The organism is Aquimarina ulvae (assembly GCF_053613295.3).
Genome location: NZ_JBSIBP030000003.1, coordinates 178567 through 204121, shown reverse-complemented (window position 1 = coordinate 204121; position 25555 = coordinate 178567). Strand labels below are relative to the sequence as shown.

27 protein-coding genes and 1 tRNA gene are annotated in these 25555 nt (G+C 33.6%); 9 read left to right on the top strand and 19 right to left on the bottom strand.

Going from position 1 to position 25555, the window contains the following annotated elements; translation table 11 throughout:
• Window positions 1–3 precede the first annotated feature (3 nt).
• The 4 genes from ACWGOQ_RS07825 to ACWGOQ_RS07810 all read left to right on the top strand — a co-directional run bounded on the left by ACWGOQ_RS07825 (window position 4) and on the right by ACWGOQ_RS07810 (window position 4004).
• Window positions 4–1896, top strand: coding sequence for a RecQ family ATP-dependent DNA helicase (locus ACWGOQ_RS07825; RefSeq protein WP_452057390.1), 1893 nt, complete (start codon window positions 4–6; stop codon window positions 1894–1896).
• A 6-nt stretch (window positions 1897–1902) separates the two neighbouring features.
• Window positions 1903–2850 (top strand): methionyl-tRNA formyltransferase, encoded by a 948-nt coding sequence (gene fmt, locus ACWGOQ_RS07820; RefSeq protein ID WP_452057389.1) that lies wholly within the window; start codon window positions 1903–1905, stop codon window positions 2848–2850.
• A gap of 186 nt (window positions 2851–3036) precedes the next feature.
• Window positions 3037–3309, top strand: a complete 273-nt coding sequence (locus ACWGOQ_RS07815) for an HU family DNA-binding protein (protein WP_027391128.1) — start codon at window positions 3037–3039, stop codon at window positions 3307–3309.
• 134 nt (window positions 3310–3443) lie between these two features.
• A complete protein-coding gene (locus ACWGOQ_RS07810) occupies window positions 3444–4004 on the top strand; it encodes a YqgE/AlgH family protein (protein WP_452057388.1) in 561 nt (186 codons plus the stop codon).
• Here ACWGOQ_RS07810 and ACWGOQ_RS07805 read toward each other — a convergent pair.
• Window positions 4001–4849 (bottom strand): aminotransferase class IV, encoded by an 849-nt coding sequence (locus ACWGOQ_RS07805; protein WP_452057387.1) that lies wholly within the window; start codon window positions 4847–4849, stop codon window positions 4001–4003. The genes ACWGOQ_RS07810 and ACWGOQ_RS07805 overlap by 4 nt on opposite strands.
• A 63-nt stretch (window positions 4850–4912) precedes the next feature.
• Window positions 4913–5305, bottom strand: coding sequence for an START-like domain-containing protein (locus ACWGOQ_RS07800; protein ID WP_452057386.1), 393 nt, complete (start codon window positions 5303–5305; stop codon window positions 4913–4915).
• A 143-nt stretch (window positions 5306–5448) separates the two neighbouring features.
• Between ACWGOQ_RS07800 and ACWGOQ_RS07795 the strand changes: the two genes are divergently transcribed.
• Together ACWGOQ_RS07795 and ACWGOQ_RS07790 are read left to right on the top strand one after the other, a co-directional pair.
• Window positions 5449–5522, top strand: a tRNA-Met gene (locus tag ACWGOQ_RS07795).
• A gap of 45 nt (window positions 5523–5567) precedes the next feature.
• On the top strand, window positions 5568–5819 hold the full coding sequence (locus ACWGOQ_RS07790; RefSeq protein ID WP_452057385.1) for a GIY-YIG nuclease family protein: 252 nt from the start codon (window positions 5568–5570) through the stop codon (window positions 5817–5819).
• Window positions 5820–6012: 193 nt separating this feature from the next.
• On the opposite strand, the gene ACWGOQ_RS07785 is transcribed toward ACWGOQ_RS07790, so the two are convergent.
• The gene (locus ACWGOQ_RS07785) at window positions 6013–6498 is read right to left on the bottom strand and encodes a hypothetical protein (protein ID WP_452057384.1); all 486 of its coding nucleotides are present in this window, start codon (window positions 6496–6498) and stop codon (window positions 6013–6015) included.
• Window positions 6499–6560: 62 nt separating this feature from the next.
• Window positions 6561–7931 (bottom strand): histidine--tRNA ligase, encoded by a 1371-nt coding sequence (hisS, locus tag ACWGOQ_RS07780; RefSeq protein ID WP_452057383.1) that lies wholly within the window; start codon window positions 7929–7931, stop codon window positions 6561–6563.
• 219 nt (window positions 7932–8150) lie between these two features.
• On the opposite strand from hisS, the gene ACWGOQ_RS07775 reads away from it, so the two are divergent.
• A complete protein-coding gene (locus ACWGOQ_RS07775; protein ID WP_452057382.1) occupies window positions 8151–9392 on the top strand; it encodes an ABC transporter permease in 1242 nt (413 codons plus the stop codon).
• 78 nt (window positions 9393–9470) lie between these two features.
• Here the strand turns inward: ACWGOQ_RS07775 and ACWGOQ_RS07770 are convergent, their stop codons facing one another.
• The 5 genes from ACWGOQ_RS07770 to rpsF form a co-directional block, all read right to left on the bottom strand.
• Window positions 9471–9950, bottom strand: a complete 480-nt coding sequence (locus ACWGOQ_RS07770) for a DUF6495 family protein (protein ID WP_452057944.1) — start codon at window positions 9948–9950, stop codon at window positions 9471–9473.
• A gap of 95 nt (window positions 9951–10045) precedes the next feature.
• Window positions 10046–13249, bottom strand: a complete 3204-nt coding sequence (locus tag ACWGOQ_RS07765; protein ID WP_452057381.1) for a TonB-dependent receptor — start codon at window positions 13247–13249, stop codon at window positions 10046–10048.
• A gap of 111 nt (window positions 13250–13360) precedes the next feature.
• Window positions 13361–13813, bottom strand: a complete 453-nt coding sequence (rplI, locus tag ACWGOQ_RS07760; protein ID WP_452057380.1) for a 50S ribosomal protein L9 — start codon at window positions 13811–13813, stop codon at window positions 13361–13363.
• A 16-nt stretch (window positions 13814–13829) separates the two neighbouring features.
• Window positions 13830–14129: a 30S ribosomal protein S18 gene (gene rpsR / locus ACWGOQ_RS07755; RefSeq protein WP_170837001.1), complete on the bottom strand. Its 300-nt coding sequence runs from the start codon at window positions 14127–14129 to the stop codon at window positions 13830–13832.
• Window positions 14129–14467: a 30S ribosomal protein S6 gene (gene rpsF / locus ACWGOQ_RS07750; RefSeq protein WP_027391118.1), complete on the bottom strand. Its 339-nt coding sequence runs from the start codon at window positions 14465–14467 to the stop codon at window positions 14129–14131. Before rpsF ends, rpsR begins: the two co-directional genes overlap by 1 nt.
• A 159-nt stretch (window positions 14468–14626) precedes the next feature.
• On the opposite strand from rpsF, the gene ACWGOQ_RS07745 reads away from it, so the two are divergent.
• Window positions 14627–15340, top strand: coding sequence for a LytR/AlgR family response regulator transcription factor (locus ACWGOQ_RS07745; protein WP_452057379.1), 714 nt, complete (start codon window positions 14627–14629; stop codon window positions 15338–15340).
• Between the two features lie 62 nt (window positions 15341–15402).
• On the opposite strand, the gene priA is transcribed toward ACWGOQ_RS07745, so the two are convergent.
• The 7 genes from priA to nadC all read right to left on the bottom strand — a co-directional run bounded on the left by priA (window position 15403) and on the right by nadC (window position 22255).
• Entirely contained in the window at window positions 15403–17856 is a 2454-nt protein-coding gene (gene priA / locus ACWGOQ_RS07740; protein WP_452057378.1) for a replication restart helicase PriA, read from the bottom strand.
• 102 nt (window positions 17857–17958) lie between these two features.
• The gene (locus ACWGOQ_RS07735) at window positions 17959–18525 is read right to left on the bottom strand and encodes a chalcone isomerase family protein (RefSeq protein ID WP_452057377.1); all 567 of its coding nucleotides are present in this window, start codon (window positions 18523–18525) and stop codon (window positions 17959–17961) included.
• A 104-nt stretch (window positions 18526–18629) separates the two neighbouring features.
• The gene (locus tag ACWGOQ_RS07730; RefSeq protein ID WP_452057376.1) at window positions 18630–19058 is read right to left on the bottom strand and encodes a DUF2147 domain-containing protein; all 429 of its coding nucleotides are present in this window, start codon (window positions 19056–19058) and stop codon (window positions 18630–18632) included.
• Window positions 19059–19160: 102 nt separating this feature from the next.
• Entirely contained in the window at window positions 19161–19724 is a 564-nt protein-coding gene (locus ACWGOQ_RS07725; protein WP_452057375.1) for a chalcone isomerase family protein, read from the bottom strand.
• Window positions 19725–19870: 146 nt separating this feature from the next.
• Window positions 19871–20440, bottom strand: a complete 570-nt coding sequence (locus tag ACWGOQ_RS07720; RefSeq protein WP_452057374.1) for a chalcone isomerase family protein — start codon at window positions 20438–20440, stop codon at window positions 19871–19873.
• A gap of 36 nt (window positions 20441–20476) precedes the next feature.
• Window positions 20477–21394: a YihY/virulence factor BrkB family protein gene (locus ACWGOQ_RS07715; protein WP_452057373.1), complete on the bottom strand. Its 918-nt coding sequence runs from the start codon at window positions 21392–21394 to the stop codon at window positions 20477–20479.
• A 3-nt stretch (window positions 21395–21397) separates the two neighbouring features.
• Window positions 21398–22255, bottom strand: a complete 858-nt coding sequence (gene nadC / locus ACWGOQ_RS07710; RefSeq protein ID WP_452057372.1) for a carboxylating nicotinate-nucleotide diphosphorylase — start codon at window positions 22253–22255, stop codon at window positions 21398–21400.
• Window positions 22256–22339: 84 nt separating this feature from the next.
• Here nadC and rlmH point away from each other — a divergent pair, with 84 nt between their 5' ends.
• Entirely contained in the window at window positions 22340–22813 is a 474-nt protein-coding gene (gene rlmH / locus ACWGOQ_RS07705; protein ID WP_452057371.1) for a 23S rRNA (pseudouridine(1915)-N(3))-methyltransferase RlmH, read from the top strand.
• Here rlmH and ACWGOQ_RS07700 read toward each other — a convergent pair whose 3' ends face one another.
• The 3 genes from ACWGOQ_RS07700 to ACWGOQ_RS07690 form a co-directional block, all read right to left on the bottom strand.
• Window positions 22814–24502, bottom strand: a complete 1689-nt coding sequence (locus ACWGOQ_RS07700) for a M1 family aminopeptidase (protein WP_452057370.1) — start codon at window positions 24500–24502, stop codon at window positions 22814–22816. It abuts the gene before it with no gap.
• Between the two features lie 60 nt (window positions 24503–24562).
• Window positions 24563–24985: a hypothetical protein gene (locus ACWGOQ_RS07695; protein ID WP_452057369.1), complete on the bottom strand. Its 423-nt coding sequence runs from the start codon at window positions 24983–24985 to the stop codon at window positions 24563–24565.
• Window positions 24986–25056: 71 nt separating this feature from the next.
• Window positions 25057–25506 (bottom strand): hypothetical protein, encoded by a 450-nt coding sequence (locus ACWGOQ_RS07690; RefSeq protein WP_452057368.1) that lies wholly within the window; start codon window positions 25504–25506, stop codon window positions 25057–25059.
• Window positions 25507–25555 lie beyond the last annotated feature (49 nt).

Sequence of the window (25555 nt, the reverse complement as noted above, 5' to 3'; positions counted from 1 at the left end):
TTGATGACTACCCCAATACAACTATTAAAAGAGAATTGGAATTATGATACTTTCAGACCACTGCAGGAAGAAATCATCAATTCTGTAATTGAAAAGAATGACACTTTTACATTACTACCAACTGGTGGCGGCAAATCTATTTGTTTTCAAATACCCGCATTACTCCAACCGGGAATTTGTATTGTGATTTCGCCACTCATCGCGTTAATGCAAGATCAGGTGCAGCATTTGCTGCAAAAAGGGATTAAAGCGATTGCACTTACCAGTGGAATTAAGTATTCTGAACTGGATACATTGTTGGATAATTGTATTTATGGTAATTATAAATTCTTATACCTTTCTCCGGAACGTCTTCAGCAAGATTTGGTAAAAGAGCGACTTAAAAGAATGAAGATTAACCTGATTGCAGTTGATGAGGCGCATTGTATTTCACAATGGGGTAATGACTTTAGACCTTCTTATAAAAAAATCAAAATCTTAAGGGGAATTAAACCTGCTGTACCCATAATCGCCTTAACGGCTTCTGCTACTCCTGAAGTGGTAGATGATATCATTAAAGAACTTGATCTTTTTCAACCTAAAATATTCCGGCAATCTTTTTATAGAAATAATTTGGGGTATATGGTGTATCATACGTTAGATAAAAATGATAGACTCATCCGCATTCTGGAGCGTTATCAAGGAAGTTCCATCATTTATGTTAGAAATCGAAAAGCAGCGATAGAAATTAGTGATTTCCTGAATGCAAGCGGATATGCTGCTACATATTATCACGGAGGCGTTGATGCTAAAGAAAAAACGAAACGGTTCCAGCAATGGCTAACAGAAGAAATTAGAGTTATGGTCGCTACGAATGCTTTTGGGATGGGTATTGATAAATCCAATGTAAAAACCATTATACACTACGCCATTCCTGAGAGTATCGAAAGTTATTTTCAGGAAGCTGGAAGGGCTGGACGAGATGGAGCAACCTCCTATGCTTTTCTCCTAAAAAATGAAAATGATATCATACGAGTACAAAATCAATTTATAAAGGTACTCCCTGATATAGATTTTATTAAACTAGTCTACCGTAAGTTGTCCAATTATTTCAGAATATCATACGGAGAAGGAGAACGATCTACACATGGTTTCAATTTTAATGTTTTTTGTAAAACTTACAACCTAAATACCCTGATAACCTATAATGCATTGCAATTTTTGGATCGTTGTAGTGTTATCAACTTTACACAGCGCTTCACAAAAAAAAGTACTGTCCATATTACCACCACAGGAAATCATCTCCTTAAATATTTAGAACAGCACTCGCACTTAGAATTGATTACCAAAGCTATATTACGTACCTATAGTGGTGTTTTTGATGAAGAGGTGCCTATTAACATATCGCTAATTGCTTCAAAAGTTAATACCACGGAAGGAAACGTGATCCAAGTTTTAAAAAAACTGCAAGACGTAGCATTACTAAAGTTCGATCATCAATTAACTGATGCAGATATTATTTTTTTAGTACCAAGAGAAGATGACCGTACGATTAACAGAGTAAAACCTTATATTAAAGAATTAAGTACTTCCAAAACTAATAAGGTTAAAGCAATGATTGATTTTGTGCAAAATGAATCGGTTTGTAGAAGTAGACAGCTACTCACCTATTTTGGAGAAAATAAATCTAAAGACTGTGGCATCTGCAGCGTTTGTATAAGAAATAAAAAAGCAATACTAAACCCTATAGAAATTAAAAATAGTATCATTGCACTTCTACAAAAACAACATTTATCCTCACGAGAGATTATGACACAATTATCCTGTCCCGAAGAAAATGTGCTAGAGGTTTTAAGGGAGTTGAACGAACATAACATCATAAAAATCGATCCATATAATAACTATCAACTACTATAACATACAATGAGAGACTTAAAAATACTATTTATGGGAACTCCAGATTTTGCGGTAGAAATCCTAAAAACAATTGTAGAAAATAATTATAATATAGTCGGTGTTATTACTGCTCCTGATAGACCTGCCGGAAGAGGCAGAAAGCTTAGGGCTTCTGCAGTTAAAGAATTTGCATTAGCTAAAAAACTACATGTTTTACAGCCAACTAATTTGAAAGATAAAGGTTTTATTGAACAACTAAAGCAACTAAAGGCCAACTTACATATTGTCGTCGCCTTTAGAATGTTACCAAAAATCGTTTGGGATATGCCGGAGTATGGAACATTTAATCTTCATGCATCGTTATTACCTGACTACAGAGGTGCTGCACCAATTAATTGGGCTATTATTAATGGGGAACAAAGAACAGGTATTACCACCTTTTTTATCGATGAAAAAATTGACACAGGTCATATTATCTTACAGAAAGAAATCGAAATTCAGGAACATGATACTGCTGGGATTCTTCATGATAAGTTAATGAAATCCGGTGCTTCTCTAGTCATAGATACAATAAGGTCGATAGAAAATAAAACTGTTACCACAAAAGAGCAGCCTAAGGAAGGTGAACTTAAAACGGCTTATAAACTACATCGTGATAATACCAAGATCAATTGGAATAAGAATATGCGAACCATCTATAACCTTATCAGAGGTTTAAGTCCATATCCTTCTGCTTGGTGCTATTTATACAATAAAGGAGAAAAAATATCTGTAAAGATATACGAAGTAGCGCTGGAAAATCAAGAACATAATTTCGATATTGGAAAAGTTATTGTAGAAGATTCTCTAATAAAAGTGGCCGTTAATAATGGATATATCATTATTAGTAAAATTCAACTACCAGGGAAAAAAGCTATGGAGTCTAAAGCGCTCTTAAATGGGTATACCTTTTATAAAGATGCAAAAATGGGCTGAGCCCTTGCTATCAGTAGAGTAAGAAAATTCATAAAAATCTTACTTGTTTATTAACAATCGCCCTGAGTTATCAACAAAACCCCGTATTTACTGGGCTAATCCTTGCATGAATCATAAATCCGTATAAATTTGTAAAGCGTTTAACAAAAATTTGGTTTAACCAACAATTAATTTAAAAACAGAATTATGAACAAAACAGAATTAATCGATGCAATGGCGGCTGACGCTGGAATTACAAAAGCAGCAGCAAAGAAAGCTTTAGAATCTTTCTTGGGAAATGTTGAAGGTTCTCTTAAAAAAGGTGACCGTGTTTCTTTAGTAGGATTTGGTTCTTGGTCAGTTTCTAAAAGAGCTGCAAGAGAAGGTAGAAACCCTCAAACAGGTAAAACTATCAAGATCGCTGCTAAAAACGTTGTTAAGTTCAAAGCTGGTGCAGATTTATCGAGTTCAGTTAACTAATCTAATTAGTTTTTGATATTATAGAAAGCTTCCTTTTTTTTAGGAAGCTTTTTTTATGTCTTACTCGTAAAAATAGGGCAACTGCTTTGATTATTAGAAATAATTATTTAGTTTTAATATAAACTACACCATCAATGATATCACTTCAACCCGCAAAAGGACATCTTCTCATTGCAGAGCCATCCATTATCGGTGATGTTTCCTTTAATCGCTCGGTTGTACTTCTCGCAGATCACAGCGATCAGGGATCTATTGGTTTTATTATGAATAAACCGCTTGATTATGTGCTATCTGATCTTGTTCCTGAGATAGAAGCAGAGTTTAAAATCTACAATGGTGGACCTGTAGAACAAGACAATTTATATTTTATTCACAAAATCCCTGATTTAATACCTAACAGTGTAGAAATTTCGTCCGGAATTTATTGGGGTGGGGACTTCTCTGTCGTATCAAAATTAATTGCTGAAAATAAAATTACTTCTAAGGAAATTCGTTTTTTTCTAGGATATTCTGGATGGGATGCAGAACAATTGCTGCAGGAATTAGAGGCTAACTCCTGGGTGATCGTAAAAAACACTTATGAAAAAAACATTATTAGTAAATCGTATAACACTTTTTGGAAAGAAAAAATGATAGAATTGGGCGGAGAATACTTACTATGGTCTAACGCTCCAGAAGATCCCACCTATAATTAATCCCGAATTCGTATTCTAGCATTTAAGACCCCTAATAACCTACGCGTTATTTCTGAAGTATAGTGCTTTTTTCTAAATTTAGTAATCGGTTGTAATCCAGTGATTACATTAGTTATAAAAAGTTCATCTGCTTTTTGTAATTCAAATGGAGATATGGAAGTTTCTTCTAGTTGAAATTCTGGTAATTTTTCAAGAATCCTTAGTAATTGGGTTCTCAAGACACCCTTTAAACAACCATCAGTTACGGGTGGCGTTTTAATCATATTCCCTTTTATTAAAAACAGATTACCATTTAATGCCTCAATCACCATTTTATTAGTATTCAATAATAAACAGTTATCAAAACTATTTTCCTTTGCAAAAATACTTCCTAAAACATTCACTAATTTATTGTTCGATTTTACCGTTGAAAGTAAATCAGGAGCAACATAATGATCTTTGTATAAGGTTACTTCATAGTCCTCTTCAGAAAGCGTAAAAAACTTTGTACTCAGAGGTTTGACCGAGATACAGTAGTCAATTGTATTCATTAATGGAGTATATAAACCACCTTCTTTTCGATTCACATTTATTTTGACTCTCACTGAAGAATTTATCAAACCATTTTGTTCAATGAGTTCAAGAATTTCTTGTTGTAAAAACTCTGGTGTAAAGTTCATTGGAATTTCCATCCGTAAAATTCTCATCGAAGCCATCAATCTAAAGTAATGATCTTCCCAAAAAAGAACCGTTCCAGAATTTACGCGTATCGTTTCGAACAACGCATCTCCGTATGCGTATCCTCTATTAGCAGTAGATAACATAGCATCATTATCTGCTATTATTTTTCCATTAATATTTACCATAAAAAAGCCCCTTATTAGCAATAGCTATTGGGCGGGGCAAATATACATTATAAAATAAAGGATTTATGCAGAACCTAAAACTTGTTTTAAATTACTGATCATATTATCCCATAACATTTTGCTTTCTTCGATTTCATCGTCATCAGAAAAATCTGTAACCATTAAGGATACGTCTTTGGTAATCTCATCTACCTGAATTCGCATTTCAAAAAAATAATCGCTCCCATCTTCATCATCGGCAACCCATCTGAATTTAATTCTTTCTCCGCTTTTTTTACTTAATAGTTTTGCTTCTTCTTCACTATCATCCCAAATGAACGTAAACATTTCACCACGAGAATTTACATTATCAGAAAACCACTCAGAAAGCCCTGATGGTGTAGAAATATATTGATATAACAGTTGAGGAGAGGATTGTATTACGAATTCTAGTTCGTACTTTATTTTTTCAGACATATTTGAAATTGTTAGTAAGCCAATATATAGATTAATTATTGACTTTAAAAGTATTTGAAAAAAATTAATTCTGTTTTATTGTTTGCTACAATCTATTTTGTTTTTATATTTGCACCCGAATTAAAAGGATGTAGCATCTATTTGGCGAGGTAGCTCAGCTGGTTAGAGCGTTGGATTCATAACCCAGAGGTCGGGGGATCGTGCCCCCCTCTCGCTACAGTTAATTCGATAAAGCCCTTATTTTTAAGGGCTTTTTTATTTTATGGAAGAGTTCGTAGTCTATAGATCATATTCCGAAAAGTATAACAAAACGTATACAGGATATACTGCTGACCTAATTAGTCGTTTTAGATCTCATAATCAATTTGCAACAAAAGGGTTTACAGTACGATATAGACCCTGGAAAGTTGTCTATCTGGAATTTATTAAAACTAAAAAAAAAGAAATTATTAAAGAGAAATTCTTGAAATCTGGTAAAGGAAGAGAATGGGTCAAAAACAAACTGACCAACTGAAGTAAAGATTCATATCCGCCTAAGGCGGATGGGCGTGCCCCCCTCTCGCTACAGTTGATTCGATAAAGCCATTATTTTTAAGGACTTTTTTGTTTTATGGAAGAATTCTAGTTAATTAAATGTAATAATACATCTGTAAGCCGTAAACAAAAAACCATCCGACAAAAGTGGATGGTTCTAAAATATTATATATTTACATTTGTCTGCTCAGCGCATCAATCTGTTTTGTTTTTTCCTGCATATACTTACTCATTTTTTCAATTTCACCGGCAGGAAGCGTAGAAATTAGTTTTCTATACTGTTTCGTTAGGTCACTACTGGATTCACTTAACTTCAAAAAAGCATCCATATCCGCTTTAGACTCCACAGCTTTTTTATATTTTAATACATATGTTTCGTAGTCTCTAATATACTTTCTAGCTGCCATACTTTCAAAAATTGGAGCTCCAGCGGGAACCTCTACAACATTACTTTTTGGTTTCTTTTTTCTAGGCTTCTTTTTCTTTTTTACAACAGTTTTTTTTTCCTCGACAACCTCTTCTACAACATCGGTTGAATCCGTAACTTCTTCTATTACTTCTTCTATTACTTCTTCTTTATCAGATTTAGGGTCTTTTTTACAAGATATTACTGATACCAATAACAAGCACACCAGCGAACTCGATACGAAATTTTTCATAATTTCAATTTTAGGGTAGTTAAATAATAATTATTTTTTAGCTTGGTTTCATACAACTTTGCCTATTGTAAAAATACTTTTAATTCTTCTATGTTTTTGGTTTCTTGAGTACCGGTTTCCATATTTTTAACAGTAAAATGACCGTTTTCCATTTCTGATGCTCCCGCAAGAATTACAAAAGGGATTGTTCTTTTGTCGGCATATTTCATCTGTTTATTCATTTTGGCACTATCGGGATATAACTCTGATATGATCCCATTACTTCTTAATTCCTTTATCGCTTTTGAGCAATATAACGCCTCTTTTTCTCCAAAGTTAATAAATAATGCTTTTATAGATGGTGCTACCGTTTCAGGAAACAGCCCTAACTCTTCTAATACCAGATATATACGATCTAATCCGAAAGAAACCCCAACACCACTTACGTCTTTCAAACCAAAAATCCCAGTAAGATCATCATATCTTCCTCCTCCGCCAATAGAGCCCATCTTCACACCTTCTGGTGCGGATACTTCAAAAATTGCCCCTGTATAATAATTTAGTCCGCGAGCCAAGGTAACATCCAAGTCCAGGGTGGCTGTATCCAAGGGGAGTTTAATAATCGTATTAATTATAAACTCCAGCTCCCTAACCCCTTTCATTCCTTCTTCAGAAGACGCTAATAATTCTTTTAGCTTACTGATTTTTTCAGAGGTACTCCCTGAAAAGTTAAAAAGCGGCTGTACTTTTTCGATTGCAACTTCAGAAATCCCCTTAGCCAGCATTTCTTTTTTAACCCCATCCTCTCCTACTTTATCAAGCTTGTCCAACGCAACCGTAAAATCAATCAATTTATCACTGGCTCCAATAACTTCTGCAATACCAGAAAGAACCTTACGATTATTCATTTTGATAGTAATTCCTTCTAAACCAAGTTTGCTAAACACTTTATCATATAACTGAATAAAATCAATCTCCTGCCACAAAGAGACACTCCCTACTACATCAGCATCACATTGATAAAATTCTCTAAACCTCCCTTTTTGTGGTCGGTCTGCTCTCCAAACGGGTTGTATCTGATATCGTTTAAACGGAAAACTAATTTCATTCTGATGTTGTACTACATAGCGAGCAAAAGGAACTGTTAAATCATAACGAAGCGCTTTTTCACTAATTTTAGAAGTGATCTTCGCAGTCTCTTTAGTTTCATATAAGGCATCATCTACTTTATTAAGATATTCCCCACTATTTAGAATCTTGAAAATTAATCGATCTCCTTCTTCTCCATACTTTCCCATTAGGGTTTCACTGTTCTCAAAACTTGGAGTTTCTATCGGTTGAAATCCAAACAACTGAAATTGCTCTTTGATTGTATTCATAATATAACTCCTCTTTGCTACCTCTACAGGAGAAAAGTCACGTGTACCCTTCGGTATGGATGGTTTTTGTGCCATGTATAATCTTATTCTATAATTTAGTTAATGATGGGTGTCCTGTTACTTAAAAACCACCAACAATTATCAATTTCTTACGGATGTAAATATCTTAAAAAGCATTAAAATTTTACAGGAAAAGCATAAAGAGTTTTACATATATCTATAAAATTTACTTTTTTAAGTAACTTTAAGCTCATTTTGTAGTCTTATACTGCAAACGAAACTAATTTACCTACTATGTTTTCACTTTTTCGAGAGAATATCCGTATTGCTTTAGATTCTATCAAAGGGCAGCTTTTGCGAACGATTCTTACTGTTTTGATTATTGCTATCGGTATTACCGCATTAGTTGGTATCCTAACATTTCTTGGCGCTCTGGAAAAGACCATAACTGGTGATTTTGCCTCGATGGGTTCAAACACCTTTAATATCCAACGTTATGAATTTACGACCAGGCGCGGTGGTAGTGGAGAAAGAGAAAAAATAAATCCTATTATTAGTTATCGTAATGTAAGACAGTTTAAAGAAAAGTTTCAATATCCATTTTCTAAAACCTCTGTCTCTTTTACCGGAACGCGAAATGCTGAAGTTAAATATGAAAACGAAAAGACAGATCCTGAAGCTTCTGTTGTTGGCGTGAACGAAAATTATCTGGAAAACACAGGGACTGAAGTAGAATTCGGAAGAAGTTTTACTTTTTTTGATATAGAAAATAATACTAATGTTTGTTTAATAGGATCTGATTTCAAAAAAAATATATTTAAAGACACAAATCCACTCAACAAAACAATTAGCATAAGAGGTGTTAAATTTAAAGTAATTGGCGTATTAGAAAGCAAAGGAGCTACTTTTAGAGATAATCAGGATCTTAAAGTTTTGATACCATTACAAGTTGCCCGTTCTATTTATACTTTACCAAGCATCAATTATAATATTAGTGTAAAGGTAGATGACAAACAATTTTTGGAAGGTGCGCAAGATGAAGCGATTATTACTTTTAGAAAGATAAGAGGCTTAAATCCTGTAGAAGAAAATGATTTTGGGATAGAACGAAGTGATGATTTGATCAATCGTATCTCTAGTATTACTTCTTATTTATATTGGGCAGCCTGGATCATAAGTATCATCACTATTTTTGGTTCTTCTATTGCATTGATGAACATCATGCTTGTTTCTGTAACGGAACGAACCAGAGAAATTGGAGTTCGTAAAGCCCTTGGCGCCAAAAAGAATACGATATCCGTTCAATTCTTTATGGAAACTGTAATCATAGGACAAATTGGTGGCATTGTAGGTATTATATTAGGCATAACTATAGGTGCAATCATAGTTACTGTTTCAGGTTTTGAATTCAGCATTCCCTGGTTAGCCATTTTTGCTGCTGTGGTAACGTCTTTTTTAACCGCAGTAGTTTCTGGATCATATCCTGCTGTAAAAGCCGCAAGACAAGATCCTATTGAGTCATTAAGGTATGAGTAGTGGACACTGAATAAAGTAGTTCATAAAGACAATGTATTGATATGATAACTAATATCTTAAAAAAACAGTCTAGCTACCTTAGGCTCTATTACTAATTAACTTTTCAAAATACTGATATAATTCACCTTTGGTAATATTAGCTCCTTGTAAGATAAGTTTAAACTTATCCGTATTAGGGTCCTCACTATATTCTTTGTTAGCATTATAAAAAGCAACTTGATCATCCAATAGATTATTTCGTAACCAATCATATCCCTCTTGTGTGGTAATATCTATATCAGGAGCATTCACTTTAATGGCTATTAGATTCATTTCTGTTTCTCCTAAGTAGAAAAGATGTATTTGATCTTTAGAAAAATGTTCTAAAAACTTGGCACTACTTAATACGCCTTCCCAAACCAAATCACTAAAAACATCCAACTCCTCTTCTGCAACTTCAGGTTTATTTTCTTTAATTTCTTTCCACTCATCTGCTGTGATAGATTGCGTGGCTAAAAAATTGATGAACTCTTGGTGTAATTCTTCTAACTGTTCTTTGGTAAGTCTTTTATATTTCATGCTTTCTGGTAAAATTGGCAGCAAAAATAGTAATAATAAAAAATCCATCCTTATAAATTAAGAATGGATTTTAAATCTCTTATAAATATACAGTTTTAATTAAAAATGTATCTAAGCCCAACCTGTGCCTGCCACCTGGAGTCCAAACTAAAATCATTTGCAAATGTACTTGTCTGGGAAGTATCAAAGGAATACGTTGGTGTATTGGTCGCATCTACGGTAACTCCAATAGGTTGATCATTCACAGGTATTTCGATCACACCCCAGTCAGGGTTTAATAAATTACCCAAATTTAGAATATCAACACTTAATTGGATCGTGTTTGTTTTATCGCCAATTTGGAAATTATAATCTTGTAATAATTTTACATCCCATCTTCCTCTCCACGGACTTAAAATAGCGTATTTCTCAGCGTAATTTCCTCTACGTTCTCTTAGATATTCATCTTGTTCTATATATGCTTCTAGCGCAGCTCTCTGGCTTGCTTGTTCTGCAGGAGTGCCACTGAAATCATAAGATCCTAATTCAGTTTCAGTCGGAATATAAATCAAATCATTCAATACAGAACCATCATTATTAATATCCCCAGAGTAGGTGTATGAAAACCTTCCTCCTTGTGCATACTCATAAAAAGCTCCAAGCGAAGTTCTCCATTGTTTATTTTTTCCGTACGTAAAGGATTTATTAATTTGTCCTACGATTCTATGCTTATCTCCATATCTGGATGCTGTACTAACTGCTTGATTCACATTACCAAACGCAGGGTTTCTATCATAAGCATCGCTAGAAATTTCGGCATCCAAAGAACTGGCATCTTCTGCTTCCAAAAAATTATAAGCCACACTAGCAAATACTCCATTTTCAAAATTCTTTTGTAATTTAAAAGACCAATTAAATGAATACCCTACGTTTGTATTTGTGAAAACATAGGCATTGGTAATACCTCCAAATTCATCCACAGCCCTGTCAGAAGCTAGATATATTGGCCTATCATCCGCTCCACTTAGCGTTCCGGAAGGAGTTGACAATCCATAGTTTCTTACCATTTGCGCATTGATATCCTCTGTATAAATGATGTCAGTAGAAGCTATAAGACCATTTTTAAACTTGTAGTCAACTCCTAAGCTATTTCTAAATACCTGAGGAAACTGAAAATCTGGTGCTGATGTGGTATAAAAAAAGAAATTAGGGTTCGCCACCTGATTACCGATCCACACAAAAGGAAGACGACCTGTAAAAATACCAGTTCCACCGCGTATCTGTATCGTTTTATCACCTTTTACATCATAATTAAACCCCAACCTTGGAGAAATCAACAACTTTTTAGAAGGTAAATCCAAGCTGTTTAAGTTTGTGGGGGTTCCGTTTTCATCAAAATAGGTAATACCCGGTTGGTAATCCCCATCAGGGAATTCGCCACCAGCAGCTCTTTCTATATTTTCAGCAATCTTGTCTCTGGTATCAAAAAAAAGTGGTTGATCAACCCGGATACCATAAGTCATCGTAAATTTATCATTCATTCTCCATTTATCTTGGGCATAAAATGCTAACTGACCTACATTTGTTTCGGCCAATGCCCAATTATCAGTTGTATTATTAGTATCAAAAATACTTTGAGCATTTGCCAAGGCTTCTGCGATAAGACCATTATTAATAGCTTGTTCAAAGCTATTCGTAGAACCAGGCGTTATACGAACACTATCAAAATCAGGTGCAAACGTACCCACTCCACCATCTGCATTAAAATATGTGTATACACCAAGATTAAATGAATTATCAAATTCAAAACGTTCAAAACTTCCACCTAAGGTAATTGTGTGCTTACCAACAACAATATTTAGATTATTGGTTATTTGATATACCTTTTGTTCCAATCTATTATTTATAGAGAATGGTTCATGACCAGCTACAATATATCGAACTCCATCTTGTGCGATATTAATGGGTGGTGCTGGTGTTGAAAAAGGATTTCTACTGTCATCAAAAAATGTATATCCTGCTTGAAATTTGTTAGATATATTTCCTCCAAAATTAGAATTCAATTCTATTAAGAAAGAATTAATTTTATTATTGATAGTATACCCTGCATTTCTAAATTGAAGTGTCGTTAGATCTGGACCTCTTCTTCCTACAGCTTCTGGATTGGCGGGAAGATCACGTGAAGCATCTAAGAAGTTATAAATCAACGCCATCCTGTGATGATCGCTAATGTTCCAATCTAATTTTAAAATCCCTTTAGTTGATTCTGTGTTATGCGTGTATCCCTCATAGGGTCCAGTTTCATACCCTAACAAACTTAATTGTTGAGAAACATAGTCCAAATCCTCTGCCGTTACTCTCGAAACATTAGCTCCAGTCAATCCAGGTCTAGACGCTAAAAAATTAGATCCTAAATCTTCGCGGTCATCAATTTCAAAATTTCCAAAAATGAATAATTTATTTTTGATGATCGGGCCACCAACACTCAATCCGTATTGTGCTTGTGTCAAATCTGGCACGATAATATCATCATCCCCTACCTTATCCCCTGTTAAGTCCTCATTACGATAAAAACCATATACAGTTCCTTTCCATTCATTAGTCCCGCTTTTGGTCACTGCGTTAACGGATGCCCCCGTAAATCCGGCTTGTGTAACATCATACGGCGCTGTAGAAACTTGAATTTGATCAATTGCATCTAAAGAAATTGGTTGTGCATTGGTCTGACCTCCTGGAGTTGCAGCATCCAGTCCAAAAGGATTATTAAAAATTGAACCATCCAAACTGAAGTTATTAAACTGATCATTTCTCCCTCCAAAAGACCCATTACTGGAAGCTGTAGGTTCTAAACGATAAAAATCTGCCGCAGAACGGGTAATGGTAGGCAAAGATTTTAATTCTCTACTGCCAATACTTGTCTCTGCTCCTGTTCTTTCACTACTAAAAGTAGCATTCTTATTTGTCGTAATAACAACCTCTTCCAGTTGATTATCATCTTCTGTCATGACAACATCTATGTTATATGTTTGTCCTAGTTGTAAATAAACATCATCGTATACTTTTTTCTTAAAACCAACATAACTAATGGTTACTCGATATGGCCCTCCTACTCTTAAATTGATAAGATCAAATCGACCGTCAAAATTAGTAGTTCCTCCATAGGTAGTTCCTGTTGGTGAATGTATGGCAGTGATGTTCGCTCCAGGCAATAGCTGATTATTGTTATCATATACTAAACCAGAAATATTTGATGTAGTTACCTGAGCTTGAGAAGTAGTTGCTAATAGCGCAAAAACTAAGGTGATTAATATTTTTTTCATTGGTTAATACTTTTGTGTGAGTTCCAATGAAATTAAACAAAAAAACCGCTCCTAAGAACGGTTTTTTATATTCTTATAAACCAGTTATTAACCGGTTTTAAAAATCAATATTTATTTAGCTTGCGCTATAACTTCAAAAGTTAATGGAGTAATAACTGCTCTATGAAGACGAACAGATGCCTCATACTGACCTAAACGCTTAATCGTTCCACCTAGTACGGTGATGAATTTTTTCTCGAGTTCTACACCTTCTTTAGCTAAAGCTTCAGCAACATCTGCATTAGATACAGAACCGAATAACTTATCACCAGATCCTACCTTGGCAGTAATCTTAATTTCAAGTCCAGCGATTTTTTTAGCTATTTTCTCAGCATCTTCGATTTCTTTCTTCTCTTTAAAAGCACGTTGTTTTAACGTTTCTTCTAATACTTTTTTAGCAGATGGAGTTGCTAAAACAGCAAAACCTCTTGGAATTAAAAAGTTACGTCCATAACCGTTCTTCACTTCTACTACATCGTCGATGAATCCTAGATTCTCAACATCTTTTTTTAATATAAGTTCCATAATGTTATGACCAATTTTATTTTAATAAATCACCTACGTATGGCATTAAGGCCAGGTGTCTTGCTCTTTTAACTGCAACACTTACTTTACGTTGGTATTTTAAAGAAGTACCTGTAAGACGACGAGGTAATAATTTTCCTTGCTCGTTTACGAATGCCATTAAGAAATCAGGGTCTTTATAATCGATATACTTAATACCTGATTTTTTGAAACGACAATACTTCTTTGCTTTTGAAGTATCTATATTTAATGGAGTAAGATACCTGATCTCTCCATCTTTTTTTCCTTTAGCTTGTTGTTCTATAGATGACATAATTAAGCTTTTTGTTTGTTTCTATTTCTTCTTTTTTCAGCCCAAGCAATTGCGTGCTTGTCTAGACGAACAGTGAGGTAACGCATTACTCTTTCGTCTCTTCTGAACTCTACTTCTACAGTATTGATAGCCTCACCTGGTACAGTGTACTCAAATAAGTGATAAAAACCACTTTTCTTGTGCTGGATTGCATATGCAAGCTTTTTCAGCCCCCAGTCTTCTTTGGATATCATCTTGGCACCGTTAGAAACAAGAATGTCTTCGTATTTCTTAACTGTTTCCTTTATCTGTTCTTCAGATAAAACGGGATTCAAGATGAAAACAGTTTCATAATGATTCATAAAAAATCTATTTTAATTAAATTGGCTGCAAAAGTAACATTATTTTTTTGATTTTCAAACTAAAAACCACTTCGATGAAACACATCTTTTATCGATAAAAAGCTTCAAATGTTTGTGGAAATAATATATATTCATTAATATTGTATAGAATATTAACCTATGCAAGTGGAACAATCTCAATTAAAATGCGCAGTAGTAGATGATTCTCGTCTGCAAAGACTGGCTATTGTTAAATTAATAGATGAACATTCATCACTAGAATTAGTGGCTGAGTGGAACAATGCTATTGAGACAAAAAATGGATTACTAGATACTCCGGTAGATTTGTTATTCTTAGATATCGAAATGCCGATCCTTACTGGATTTGATCTTTTGGATGATCTTGAAAACAAACCTCATATTATTTTTGTTACTGGAAAAACAAAATACGCGTTTAAAGCTTTTGATTATGATGCAATTGATTATTTAAGAAAACCGCTTAAAAAAGATCGATTCAATGCTGCGGTAGAAAAAGCGATCAGTATGTCACGCTTAAACTCGGAGCAGGCATCTATTGAGGATGATGATTATATTTTTGTAAAAAGTAATCTAAAAAAGCGAAAGATTTTTTTAAGTCAACTGAAGTATGTTGAGGCTTTAGGTGATTATGTAAAATTAATTATGGAAGATGGCGACCCAATTGTAGTGTTAGCAACCATGAAATCTTTTGAAGCTGAATTGCCAAGTGATCGTTTCCTTAGAATACATAAATCATATATCGTAAATCTCGATAAAGTAGAGCGCTATAATAGTCGTAATATTGAGATTGCAGATGAAAAGATTCCGCTAAGTCGACATAAAAAACATTCCTTAATCGAAGCATTAAGTGGATAAAAACATTTATTCATAAAATATCTTCCTCCCACTTTTGTAAGTGGGATTTTTTATTTGAAAAATTAATAATTATCTACATTAATAATCAAACGAACCCCCGAAAATTCTTTAATGCTTTTAAAAGAACTTTCTATTTTTTTAATAACTTCTTTTGTCTTGATTAACGATTGTCCCCTAGGAATTTTAATTAAAATATTTTTATTGTACCGATTTCTTATTCTTGAAATTGGAGGGAATTCTGGACCTAGTACATTTTCTTTAAACGTTATTGCCAGAGATTTTGCAAACCAATGCGTCGCTTCATTAACTTTGTTGTAATCCTTATGACGTCCTGTGATCTTAATAATTCTGTAAAAAGGCGGATACTTATATTGATACCGTTCCTCAATCTGATCTTTATACATTCCTATATAATCGTTGATTGATACTTGTTGAAGAATTTGATGAAATGGATTATATGTCTGGATCAACACCTTTCCTCTCTTACTTGTTCTGCCTGCTCTACCTGCTACTTGTTGCATCAGTTGATAACTGCGCTCGTGGGCTCTAAAATCCGGGAAATTAAGAAGGTTGTCAGCATTCATAATTCCTACCAAAGTCACATTTCTAAAATCCAATCCTTTTGTAAGCATTTGTGTCCCAACCAAAATGTCAATTTCTCCATCTTCAAACTTGTTTATGATTTTCTCATATCCGTGTTTTCCTCTGGTAGTATCTTGGTCCATCCTACCCATGTTATGATCAGGAAACAATTCTCTAAGTTCATTCTCTATCTGCTCCGTTCCAAACCCTTTGGTAGACAATTCGTGACTATCACACGCCATACATTTTTGCAACATCGCTATATGGTGCCCACAATAATGACATCGCAACTGATTGCGGTAATTGTGATAGGTAAGACTCACATCACAGTTAGGGCATTGTGGCGAATGTCCGCACGTATTACACTCTACCACTGGAGAATACCCTCTTCGATTTTGAAATAAAATAACCTGCTCTTTTTCTTTTAGCGCTTCTCGAATAGCTAATAACAGGGTATCGCTAAAATGCCCCGTCATCTCCTTTTTTTTATATTTAGTCTTGATATCTACCAGATTAATATCTGGCATCAATACATTTCCATAACGCCTGTTCAATTCCACTAACCCGTATTTTCCTTGATCTGTATTATAATATGATTCTAAAGCAGGTGTGGCGGATCCAAGCACTACTTTTGCTTTAAACATATTCGCCAATACTATCGCAGTATCTCTGGCATGATATCTTGGTGCAGGGTCGTATTGCTTAAAGGAACTTTCATGCTCTTCATCTATGATAATCAATCCAAGACTTGTAAAAGGAAGAAAGATTGAAGATCTTGCTCCGATCACTATTTGAGCTTTGGACTTTGCTTCTTTCACATTATTCCAGGCTTCTACCCTTTCATTTACAGAATATTTAGAATGATACACAGCAAGTTTTTCTCCAAAATATTCTTGGAGCCTAACAATCAGTTGTGTGGTTAACGCAATTTCGGGTAATAAATACAGAACTTGTTTTTCTTTTTGTAATTGCTCTTCAATTAATTTAACATAGACTTCTGTTTTTCCTGATGATGTAACTCCATGAAACAGACAAACATCTTTTTCCAGAAAACATTCTTTGATCTCCTGTAATGCTTTATCTTGATATGTATTGAGATCTTTGGTAGCTCCTACGTTACTAAACTCATATTGTACCCTATCGGTTTGTTTGTGGTACTCTTCTAATATTTCTTTATCAATCAAGGCTTTAATAACACTAGCATTACTACTTGCCGCCTTTATTAGCTCACTCACCTTAATTGCTTTTTCACTCTGAGCTTGCAACATAAATAGATGCATAAGCACATCTCTTTGTTTTGGTGCTCGGGTCAAATCATCTAATAATGATTGTAAACCAGCATCATCAGTGTATTCTGATTGTAACTTAACATACCTGACTAACTTCGGTCTGTATTGCTCGTAGATTTCTTCTTGTACCGTAATTACCTGTTTTTCTATTAATCTTTTAATGACGGGAAGTACATTTTTTTTACCTATAATATCCATTACTTCCTGTATCCGAAGCAAACTTTGATGCTGTAGCGCTTCATACAACAGAAACTCATCATCTTTGAGCAAATTTTCATCGATAGATGCCTTCTGGTTTTTTAAAATAATAGTTTCACTTTCTAACAAAAAGGCACTGGGCAAAGCAGCTCGCATCACTTCTCCTTTGGAGCACATATAATACTTTGAAATCCAAGTCCAAAGTCCTAGTTGTTCATCGGTGACTATAGGAGTTTCATCTAAAATATGTTCTATATCTTTAGCTTCATACATTTGCGGCGGAGTTTGATGCACTCTGATAACCAATGCCGCATAGACCTTGCTTTTACCAAACTGTACGGCCACCCGCATTCCCGGTTTCAAGAAAGAAGCTTCATTTTGATTAATACAATAGGTAAACTCTTTATCAAGAGGAATAGGAAGAATTACATCTATAAAATATGTCATTGATACTTTTGATTCTAAACAAAAATACATGATTAACTTTATTACATACAACAAAAGCCCGATCAATTGATCAGGCTTTTATTTATTTTAAAGACAATTTATTTATCCGTTCTGTCCAAGCATTCCGCCTTTAATTAGTTTACAAGCAGGTTCATTTCCTAGCCAAATTTTAAACAAAGCATATTTAAAATCTCTTCCTTCTATATACCCCACTTCTTCTCCATTTTTAAAAGTTCTAATACCTTTTCCTTTGATATAAACTAAATCATAGTAGTCGTTGATCTGTGTTTGCGTATCAAAAAGCTCTAAAAATGTATCAATCCTTGCATCCAGACTTTGGGTATTACCAAACATCGCATCGTCAAAACCTTTTTTAAACACTTTTACCATTCGTTTATTGGTCACTCTCTTATTATTGATTTGAAGACGAATAGACATGCTCTCGTCTGCATCTAAAACAGCGCCATCATCTGTATATTTATTAACAGTATATAATCCACCTGAATAAGTCTCAACACCTAAAATTTTTCGGACACCTGCCCCATTAAGTGTAAGCTCTTCTCCTTCAAAGGTAACCTTGTATGGTATAACAGCCTCTCCTACTCTAATTTGAGCCGTGGTAATGGTGGTAAGGACTAATAAAATGGATAGTGTAACTATTTTTTTCATGATTTAGTTTTTAAGAAATTATAGGAACTTAGTTCCATAACTTTTAAAAAACTAACAGTAAAAGTGTTAAAGTTTCATTTAAAAGAAAAAGATTTATGGATAAACTATCCCTTAACCCACCGCTGAGTTCTGTATAAAAACGCTATATACCCTCTAACATTCAATGTATTAGGATCGTCTTCATCAACCCAAATCTTACAGTTATACACTTTCCCATTTTCTGGATCCATAATGGTTCCATCTTCATATTCATCACCATCTTTTTGTAAGCCTTTTAGAATAACCATTCCTTCGATTGGTTGATTATAATCATCCCCTTCACAAGCTACACATAATTTATCCCTGTCTGATTCTTTAAGAATTCTAGCAATTTTACCATACAACTTATTTCCCTTTTTGTAGATTTCTACAATGGATTTGGCCTCACCTGTATTATCATCAATAGTTTTCCACTTACCAATGACTTCACTTTGGGCATTTATAATACTTACCAAAAATATTAGTACTATGGTAAAGGTTTTGGATATATTCATCTGAACTAATTTTTTATTTTTTGTGAATATAGAAAATATGATAAAAACAAAAAAGCTATCTAAAATTAGATAGCTTTTTTTTATGTTTTTTAGGTAACTGAATTATTGAAGCCCAAGCATTCCATTTTTAATTCCTTCACTCGCGGGCTCATCGCCTAACCAAATTTTAAATAAAGCATATTTAAAGTCTCTTCCTTCGATAACTCCTAGTTCCTTTCCATTCTTAAAAGCCTTCACTCCTTTATCCTTTATATATACAATATCAAAAATATCATTCTTCACGATCGGCTCATTAAAAAACATAATAAATTTGTTAATTCGCTCTTCTAATGGTTTGATATTACCAAATGTTGCTTTTACAAAACCATCCTGTACTGCTTTGATCATTTTCTTTTGTGTTACAAAACCAGATACTATATTTAGTTTTATCGCCATGGTTTCATCTGCATCCAGAATTGCTCTTGGGTCTTTACTTTTTTCCTGTAGATAAAGTCCTCCAGCATATAAATCGATCCAAAGCATTTCACGCATCCCTGCCCCATTTAACTTAAGATCTGTTTCCCCGAAATTCTCTTCATAAGGTAATACAGCTTTACCTACTCTGATTTGTGCTGTAGCGGTAGCTAAAGAAATAAGTGCTACAATTAGTAAAGTAATTTTTTTCATCTTTGTTAAAGTTTTATCTGGGGTGTATTAATATTAAATTTTTCCTTCTTTTGCAAAAGTACTAAATATATGTTATGCGCGCATAGCAACAACCGAAAAAAAAACGTTAATTTGTGTATTTCACCGCTAAAATAATGCTTTTTATCCTAAAAAGCACCTAACATTTCATTTTTTAATCCTTTATCGGCAGGATTATCTCCTATCCATATATTAAATAAGGCTTTTTTGAAGTCCAATCCCTCCACATGTCCTTTTTCTACTCCATCTTTATAGATTACACTTCCCTTACCTTTCTCATAAACGATGTCATAAATCTGTCCCTCTTCTATTTCATCTTTTATAAATCCAACAAAAGTATTTATTCGTTTATTTAAAGAAGCAGTATTACCATTAGTAGATTTTTTGAAGCCGTCTCTTAGCGCTGATTCCATTTTACTTCTAGACATCATGCCAGATAAAATATGTAATTTAATCGCCATGGTTTCGTCTGCCGCAGCAATTGAACTTGCACTCGCACTTTTTTTCTTAAGGTATAATCCTCCTGCATATATATCGAAAAAAAACTTTTCTCGCATTCCTGCTCCATTTATCATTAAGTCTTCACCACTAAAAGTTACCTTATTTGGCAAAGTAGCGTCTCCAACCTTAACCTGTGCGTGCGCAGTAGATCCTACAACAGTTATTAAAAGAATAAATAATAAGCTTAATTTTTTCATTTTTATTAAATTAATTGTTTGTATGTTGCTAAAATATTAAAAATTCTTCTTCAATTTAATAAGAGATGCATTTAATTCGAACCCTAACAAAAGTAAATTTGCATTGAGCCATATATAAACCATTAAAATTAGCATTGCTCCTATAGAACCGTATAATTTATTATAGTTAGAAAAGTTATCAATATATACTCCAAACAGGTAGGTAGTTATCATTATGAGTATGGTGGTCATAAATGCTCCTGGTGAGAAAAATCGATTCATCTTACCTTCTGTGGTGCCAAAATAGAAAAGAGTTGCTACAACTAAAAAAATCATCAGTGTGAACAATCCGTATTTCCCAACTTGTAACCAGAAAACGGTATTATCCATAACGCCCATTTCTTTTAAATTTTCTAACAAATAACTAAAATACAATGTTACTATGACTGTGATTAACAATAACGATGCCACAATTAACGAAACACCTAAAGCTACAATATATTGTTTTACAAAATTTCGATTTAACGTAACGTGATAGGAGTACTCAAATCCAGAAAACACTGCGTTTATTCCATTTGTCATTAAAAACAAGGAAAGCACAAAAACCGTAGATAATAAACCTGTCCTTGGATTTGCCGAAATATCTTGATAAATACCCTCAAAAAATAATTTAGATTGATTTGGTAATGCAGAGGTTATAAATTCAAAAAAATCTTCCTGAAAACCTTCAATTTGTATAATAGGTATTAGATTCAATAAGAATAATAGGAAAGGAAACAGCGACAAAAAAAAACTCCAAGAAATAGAACTTGCTCTTGCCGAAAAAGTCCCTTTTAAGATTCCAATAGTATAAATTTCTACCAGATCATAGAGTGAAAGTCCTTCAAAGCCAGGAAGAATAATCCTTTTACCAATTTTTACTAAAATATTAATAATTGGTATTTTATTTAGCTTATCTTCAACTACTTTTGACATAATTTATACTGCTTTCAAGCTCAAATCTAAATTATATACCGAATGGGTTAATGCACCACTGCTTATAAAATCTACTCCACATTCTGCATACCTACGAACGGTTTTTTCGTTGATTCCACCACTAGATTCAGTAAGACACGTATTTCCTATAAGCGTTACTGCTTTTCTGGTATCTTCATAATTAAAATTATCAATCAGTATTCGATATACTCCCGGAGTTTTTAGGATTTCTTTTATTTCATCAAGATCACGAGCTTCTACAATGATTTTAAGATCTCTATTAGTATCTGTGAGGTATTTTTTTGTTTTCTCTATAGCTTTCGTAATACCGCCCGCAAAATCAATATGATTATCCTTTAACATGATCATATCGTATAAAGCGAATCTGTGATTCTCTCCTCCTCCTATTTTTACCGCCCATTTTTCTAATGCACGAATACCGGGTGTTGTTTTTCTTGTGTCTAAAATGTTAGTTCCTGTTCCTTCCAACAATTGCACGAATTTATTTGTTTTGGTAGCGATAGCACTCATTCTTTGCATTGCATTGAGCACTAATCGCTCTGCTTTTAGAATGGATTGAGAACTTCCAGACACATAAAAAGCGATATCTCCATATGTTACTTTTGATCCATCTTCAATCAGTATCTCAACCTTCAGTTCTGGATCTACATAACTAAATACCTTCTTTGCGAAATCAACACCTGCCAAAACTCCTTCATCTTTGACTAACAATTTAGCTTTTCCAGTTGCGGTATCTGGAATACAGGCTAAAGAACTATGATCCCCGTCCCCCACATCTTCCCTGATGGCATTTGCAATTATTAATTCAATTTCGGTATCAAATTGAGTTTTTGTAATCATATTGAATGGTTATTTTTGCTAAAGTAGGAAAAGAAATTAGAAGTACGAAGTTGGCTGTACAAAGTACTTAAAGAAACCATATCCATGACAATTAAATTAATCGCAATCGGTAAAACCGATCATCAACAACTAGAAAATCTTATTTCTGAATATATCAAAAGATTGGGGTTTTATGTGAAATTTACTTTTGAAATTATTCCGGATATAAAACATTCTAAAAACCTGAGCGAAACCCAACAAAAAAACAAAGAAGGCAAACTAATTTTAAACAAAACTATTGCTTCTGATGTTCTTGTTCTATTGGATGAAAAGGGAAAGCAGTTTGATTCGGTCGGTTTTTCTGAACTCTTACAGAAGCATATGAGTAGTGGTATCAAACAATTAATTTTTGTGATTGGGGGACCGTATGGATTTAGCGAAGAAATATATCATAGAGCGAATGGTAAAATTTCATTATCTAAAATGACATTCTCTCATCAAATGATTCGGTTGTTTTTTATAGAACAATTATATAGAGGCTTTACCATTTTAAGAAATGAGCCTTATCATCATCGATAATTATAGGTTAATTTTTTTGCTAGTACTTTCATTAACATGTAATTGCGGAACAGCTATCTCTTTAACCGGTACATAGGTTATCATTTTTTCTTTGCCTTCTTTATCTATTTTAAGTTCTACTTCTTTTTTGATATTGCCATAATGTATGCTCCATCCATTTAGCAAATCACCTGACCGAAGACCTGCCTTGTATGCAGCTGATCTATCATCAACATTTCTAACAGTATTCGTTTTTTTATCAAAAGAAAAGCCTTGATCAAAAACTTTAGCCTTTGAACTATATTCTAAACCCAAATCATTAAAAATAACGCTTAGATCAAACAATTGGCCTTCTATAATATGTCGTTCAAAAAAGGAATCAATACGCTTTGATGTAAATTTACTAACTGTTTCAATAAACATTTTTGAATTCAGTTTTTTACCTTTTTTTGATTGCTCAAAAAGAGTCTTCATTACATTATCAAGACTATATTGATCATTAGATTCTTTTTTTATTTTTAAGTCTAAAAGAAACGCAAACACTGAACCTCGATAATATGGGAGCTTTTCATAATCTCGATCAGACCAGAAATTATTGTAGTTAATTTCGCTATTGGGTTTATCTGCTACCGGTGATGAGAATAAATTTTTGATCGTACTATTCATTTCTCTAATAAAATTCTCTTCATCGAATCCTAGTATTTTATTTTTAGCTATATTTTTTTGTGTATAATACTCTGTAAAGCCTTCACTAAACCAATATTGTGCTTCTTCATTTTCGTTTTTGATAGCCTGACCAATCCAGTTATGCATCAATTCGTGATTGAACAAATAACTTAGTTGCTCAATAGATGTTTGATCATTATTAGAAACTGCAGTAGCAAATGAATTGGTCAATCCAGTACCGCCAAAGCTGCTTCCTTCTTTTTGGGGAAATGGAATCATAGTTACCGTAAAATACTCTTGTGAATGATCGCTCCAAAAATTACGTTGGGCCTTGACCGTTCTGTAGAGTAAATCAGATACAATAGAGTCATTAAAAGGTATCCAACTTCCTCGGGTGGCAAATATTAATTGATTATTTTGTATGTCATTGGTATAGATTCTAAAATCGCCTCCAACAAAAATTGCCGAATGAAATTCTTCTTCTGTTACATCCTCTATGTATTGTCTTCGCTTTTTACTTCCGAAGCTATTATGAATGATAAAGTCTTCTGGAAAATTCTTCCAATGTAAAACTACATCAAATGTATCTTCCTTTTGTCGAATAAGATGATTTGGAAGCATAAACAAGTTATGTGAAAAAATATGGAAATAGTTCTTGTCAATTATTGGTCTATATCTATTTTGAGCTACCAAGTCAGTACTTAAATCCTGTTTAAGAACGTACTCGAAATGAATCTCCTTTGTTCCTTTGGGGTGTGTTATCTGTATCCAGTTACTATCGCTGTTTTTAACCGCTTTTCCTTTTGTGTTTACCAGGTTCATTTTATGAATACTTTTATGAAGATCTTTTTCTCCCCAAGCATCATTCTGAAACCGAAGTGTTGTTGTTTTGCCAGGATCTGGTTTAAATTTCATGTTGATTTTGATTAAAGAAATACTATCTGTTACACTATGCGATATTTCATATACTAATTTGTCTTCTTCACTTTTTGAGCAAGACAAGAAACCAATGCATACGAATAGCAAAATGAATATTTTTCTCATATTTAATTATTTGATTGATTACCTAACAGACTTTTTGTTACTCGTAGTTGTTTCAAAAAATTATGACTCCTTTTTTATTAAGTCCCTTAAATCTCCAAAAACATCTAGCAAATCTTCGACAAGGTCGATAGATGCATATTCTTTATTCAAAAAAATGGATAACTTTCCTTTTCTAAGTTTTACGGTATATACTTCTTTTCCGGTATTATGATAGTTCCAAGTATAAGCCCCATAATTCTTAGAAAATTTTGTATCCAAATGATCGTTTAAAAACCGCTTCACCTCTTCGGTTTTGTGAGATGGGAACTTTGCGTTCAAAGTATAAGTATCATTGGTATTAGAGATAGAAATATTTATTCTATATCCATTCTCGCTAGCATCATTATTGGAATACTTAACTGTTACTTTAGAAGTAGCGTTCGTTTGTGCATTGATCATCGGCATAGTAAATATCATACATAATATAATAATGATGGTTTTCATACTATTCATTTTTTTGATTAATAATCCACCTTAGGCGGACAGGTTATTGATTGATGTTGATTATTCTAGAATTAGCTTTTTTCTGAGTTTGAAGTAATAGACTTTAGTTCTTTACCTATTGCTTTAAATCTCTTAAGAAGCGCATCAGATGCAAGCCCCTTGTTTAAATGAATCTTTAATTTAGTACCTTTTAATCTCACTTCATATATCTCTTCTTCGTCTATTTTTTTATACCAAGCGTATGTGCCATCCTTTGCAGCCATATTTTCTTTTCCAAATTGATCGATCAAATAGAGTTTTACATCAGATTTCATATCCTTCATAAACCGAACCTTAATTTTATAATCATTGTCCATATCTAGTGTGACAAACGATCTGTAATATGATTCTTTTTCTGTATCACCATCAATACTTACAGATACTTTGGTAGAAGAAGATGTTGATGTATTAGTTGTTGTTTGGGCTTTTACTGTGAACAAGCCCATAATCAAGCTTGTAATAATTAAAAATAATGTTCTCATAATATTCGTTTTTTGATCCTCCATAGGAGGACTGATTAATGATTGATGT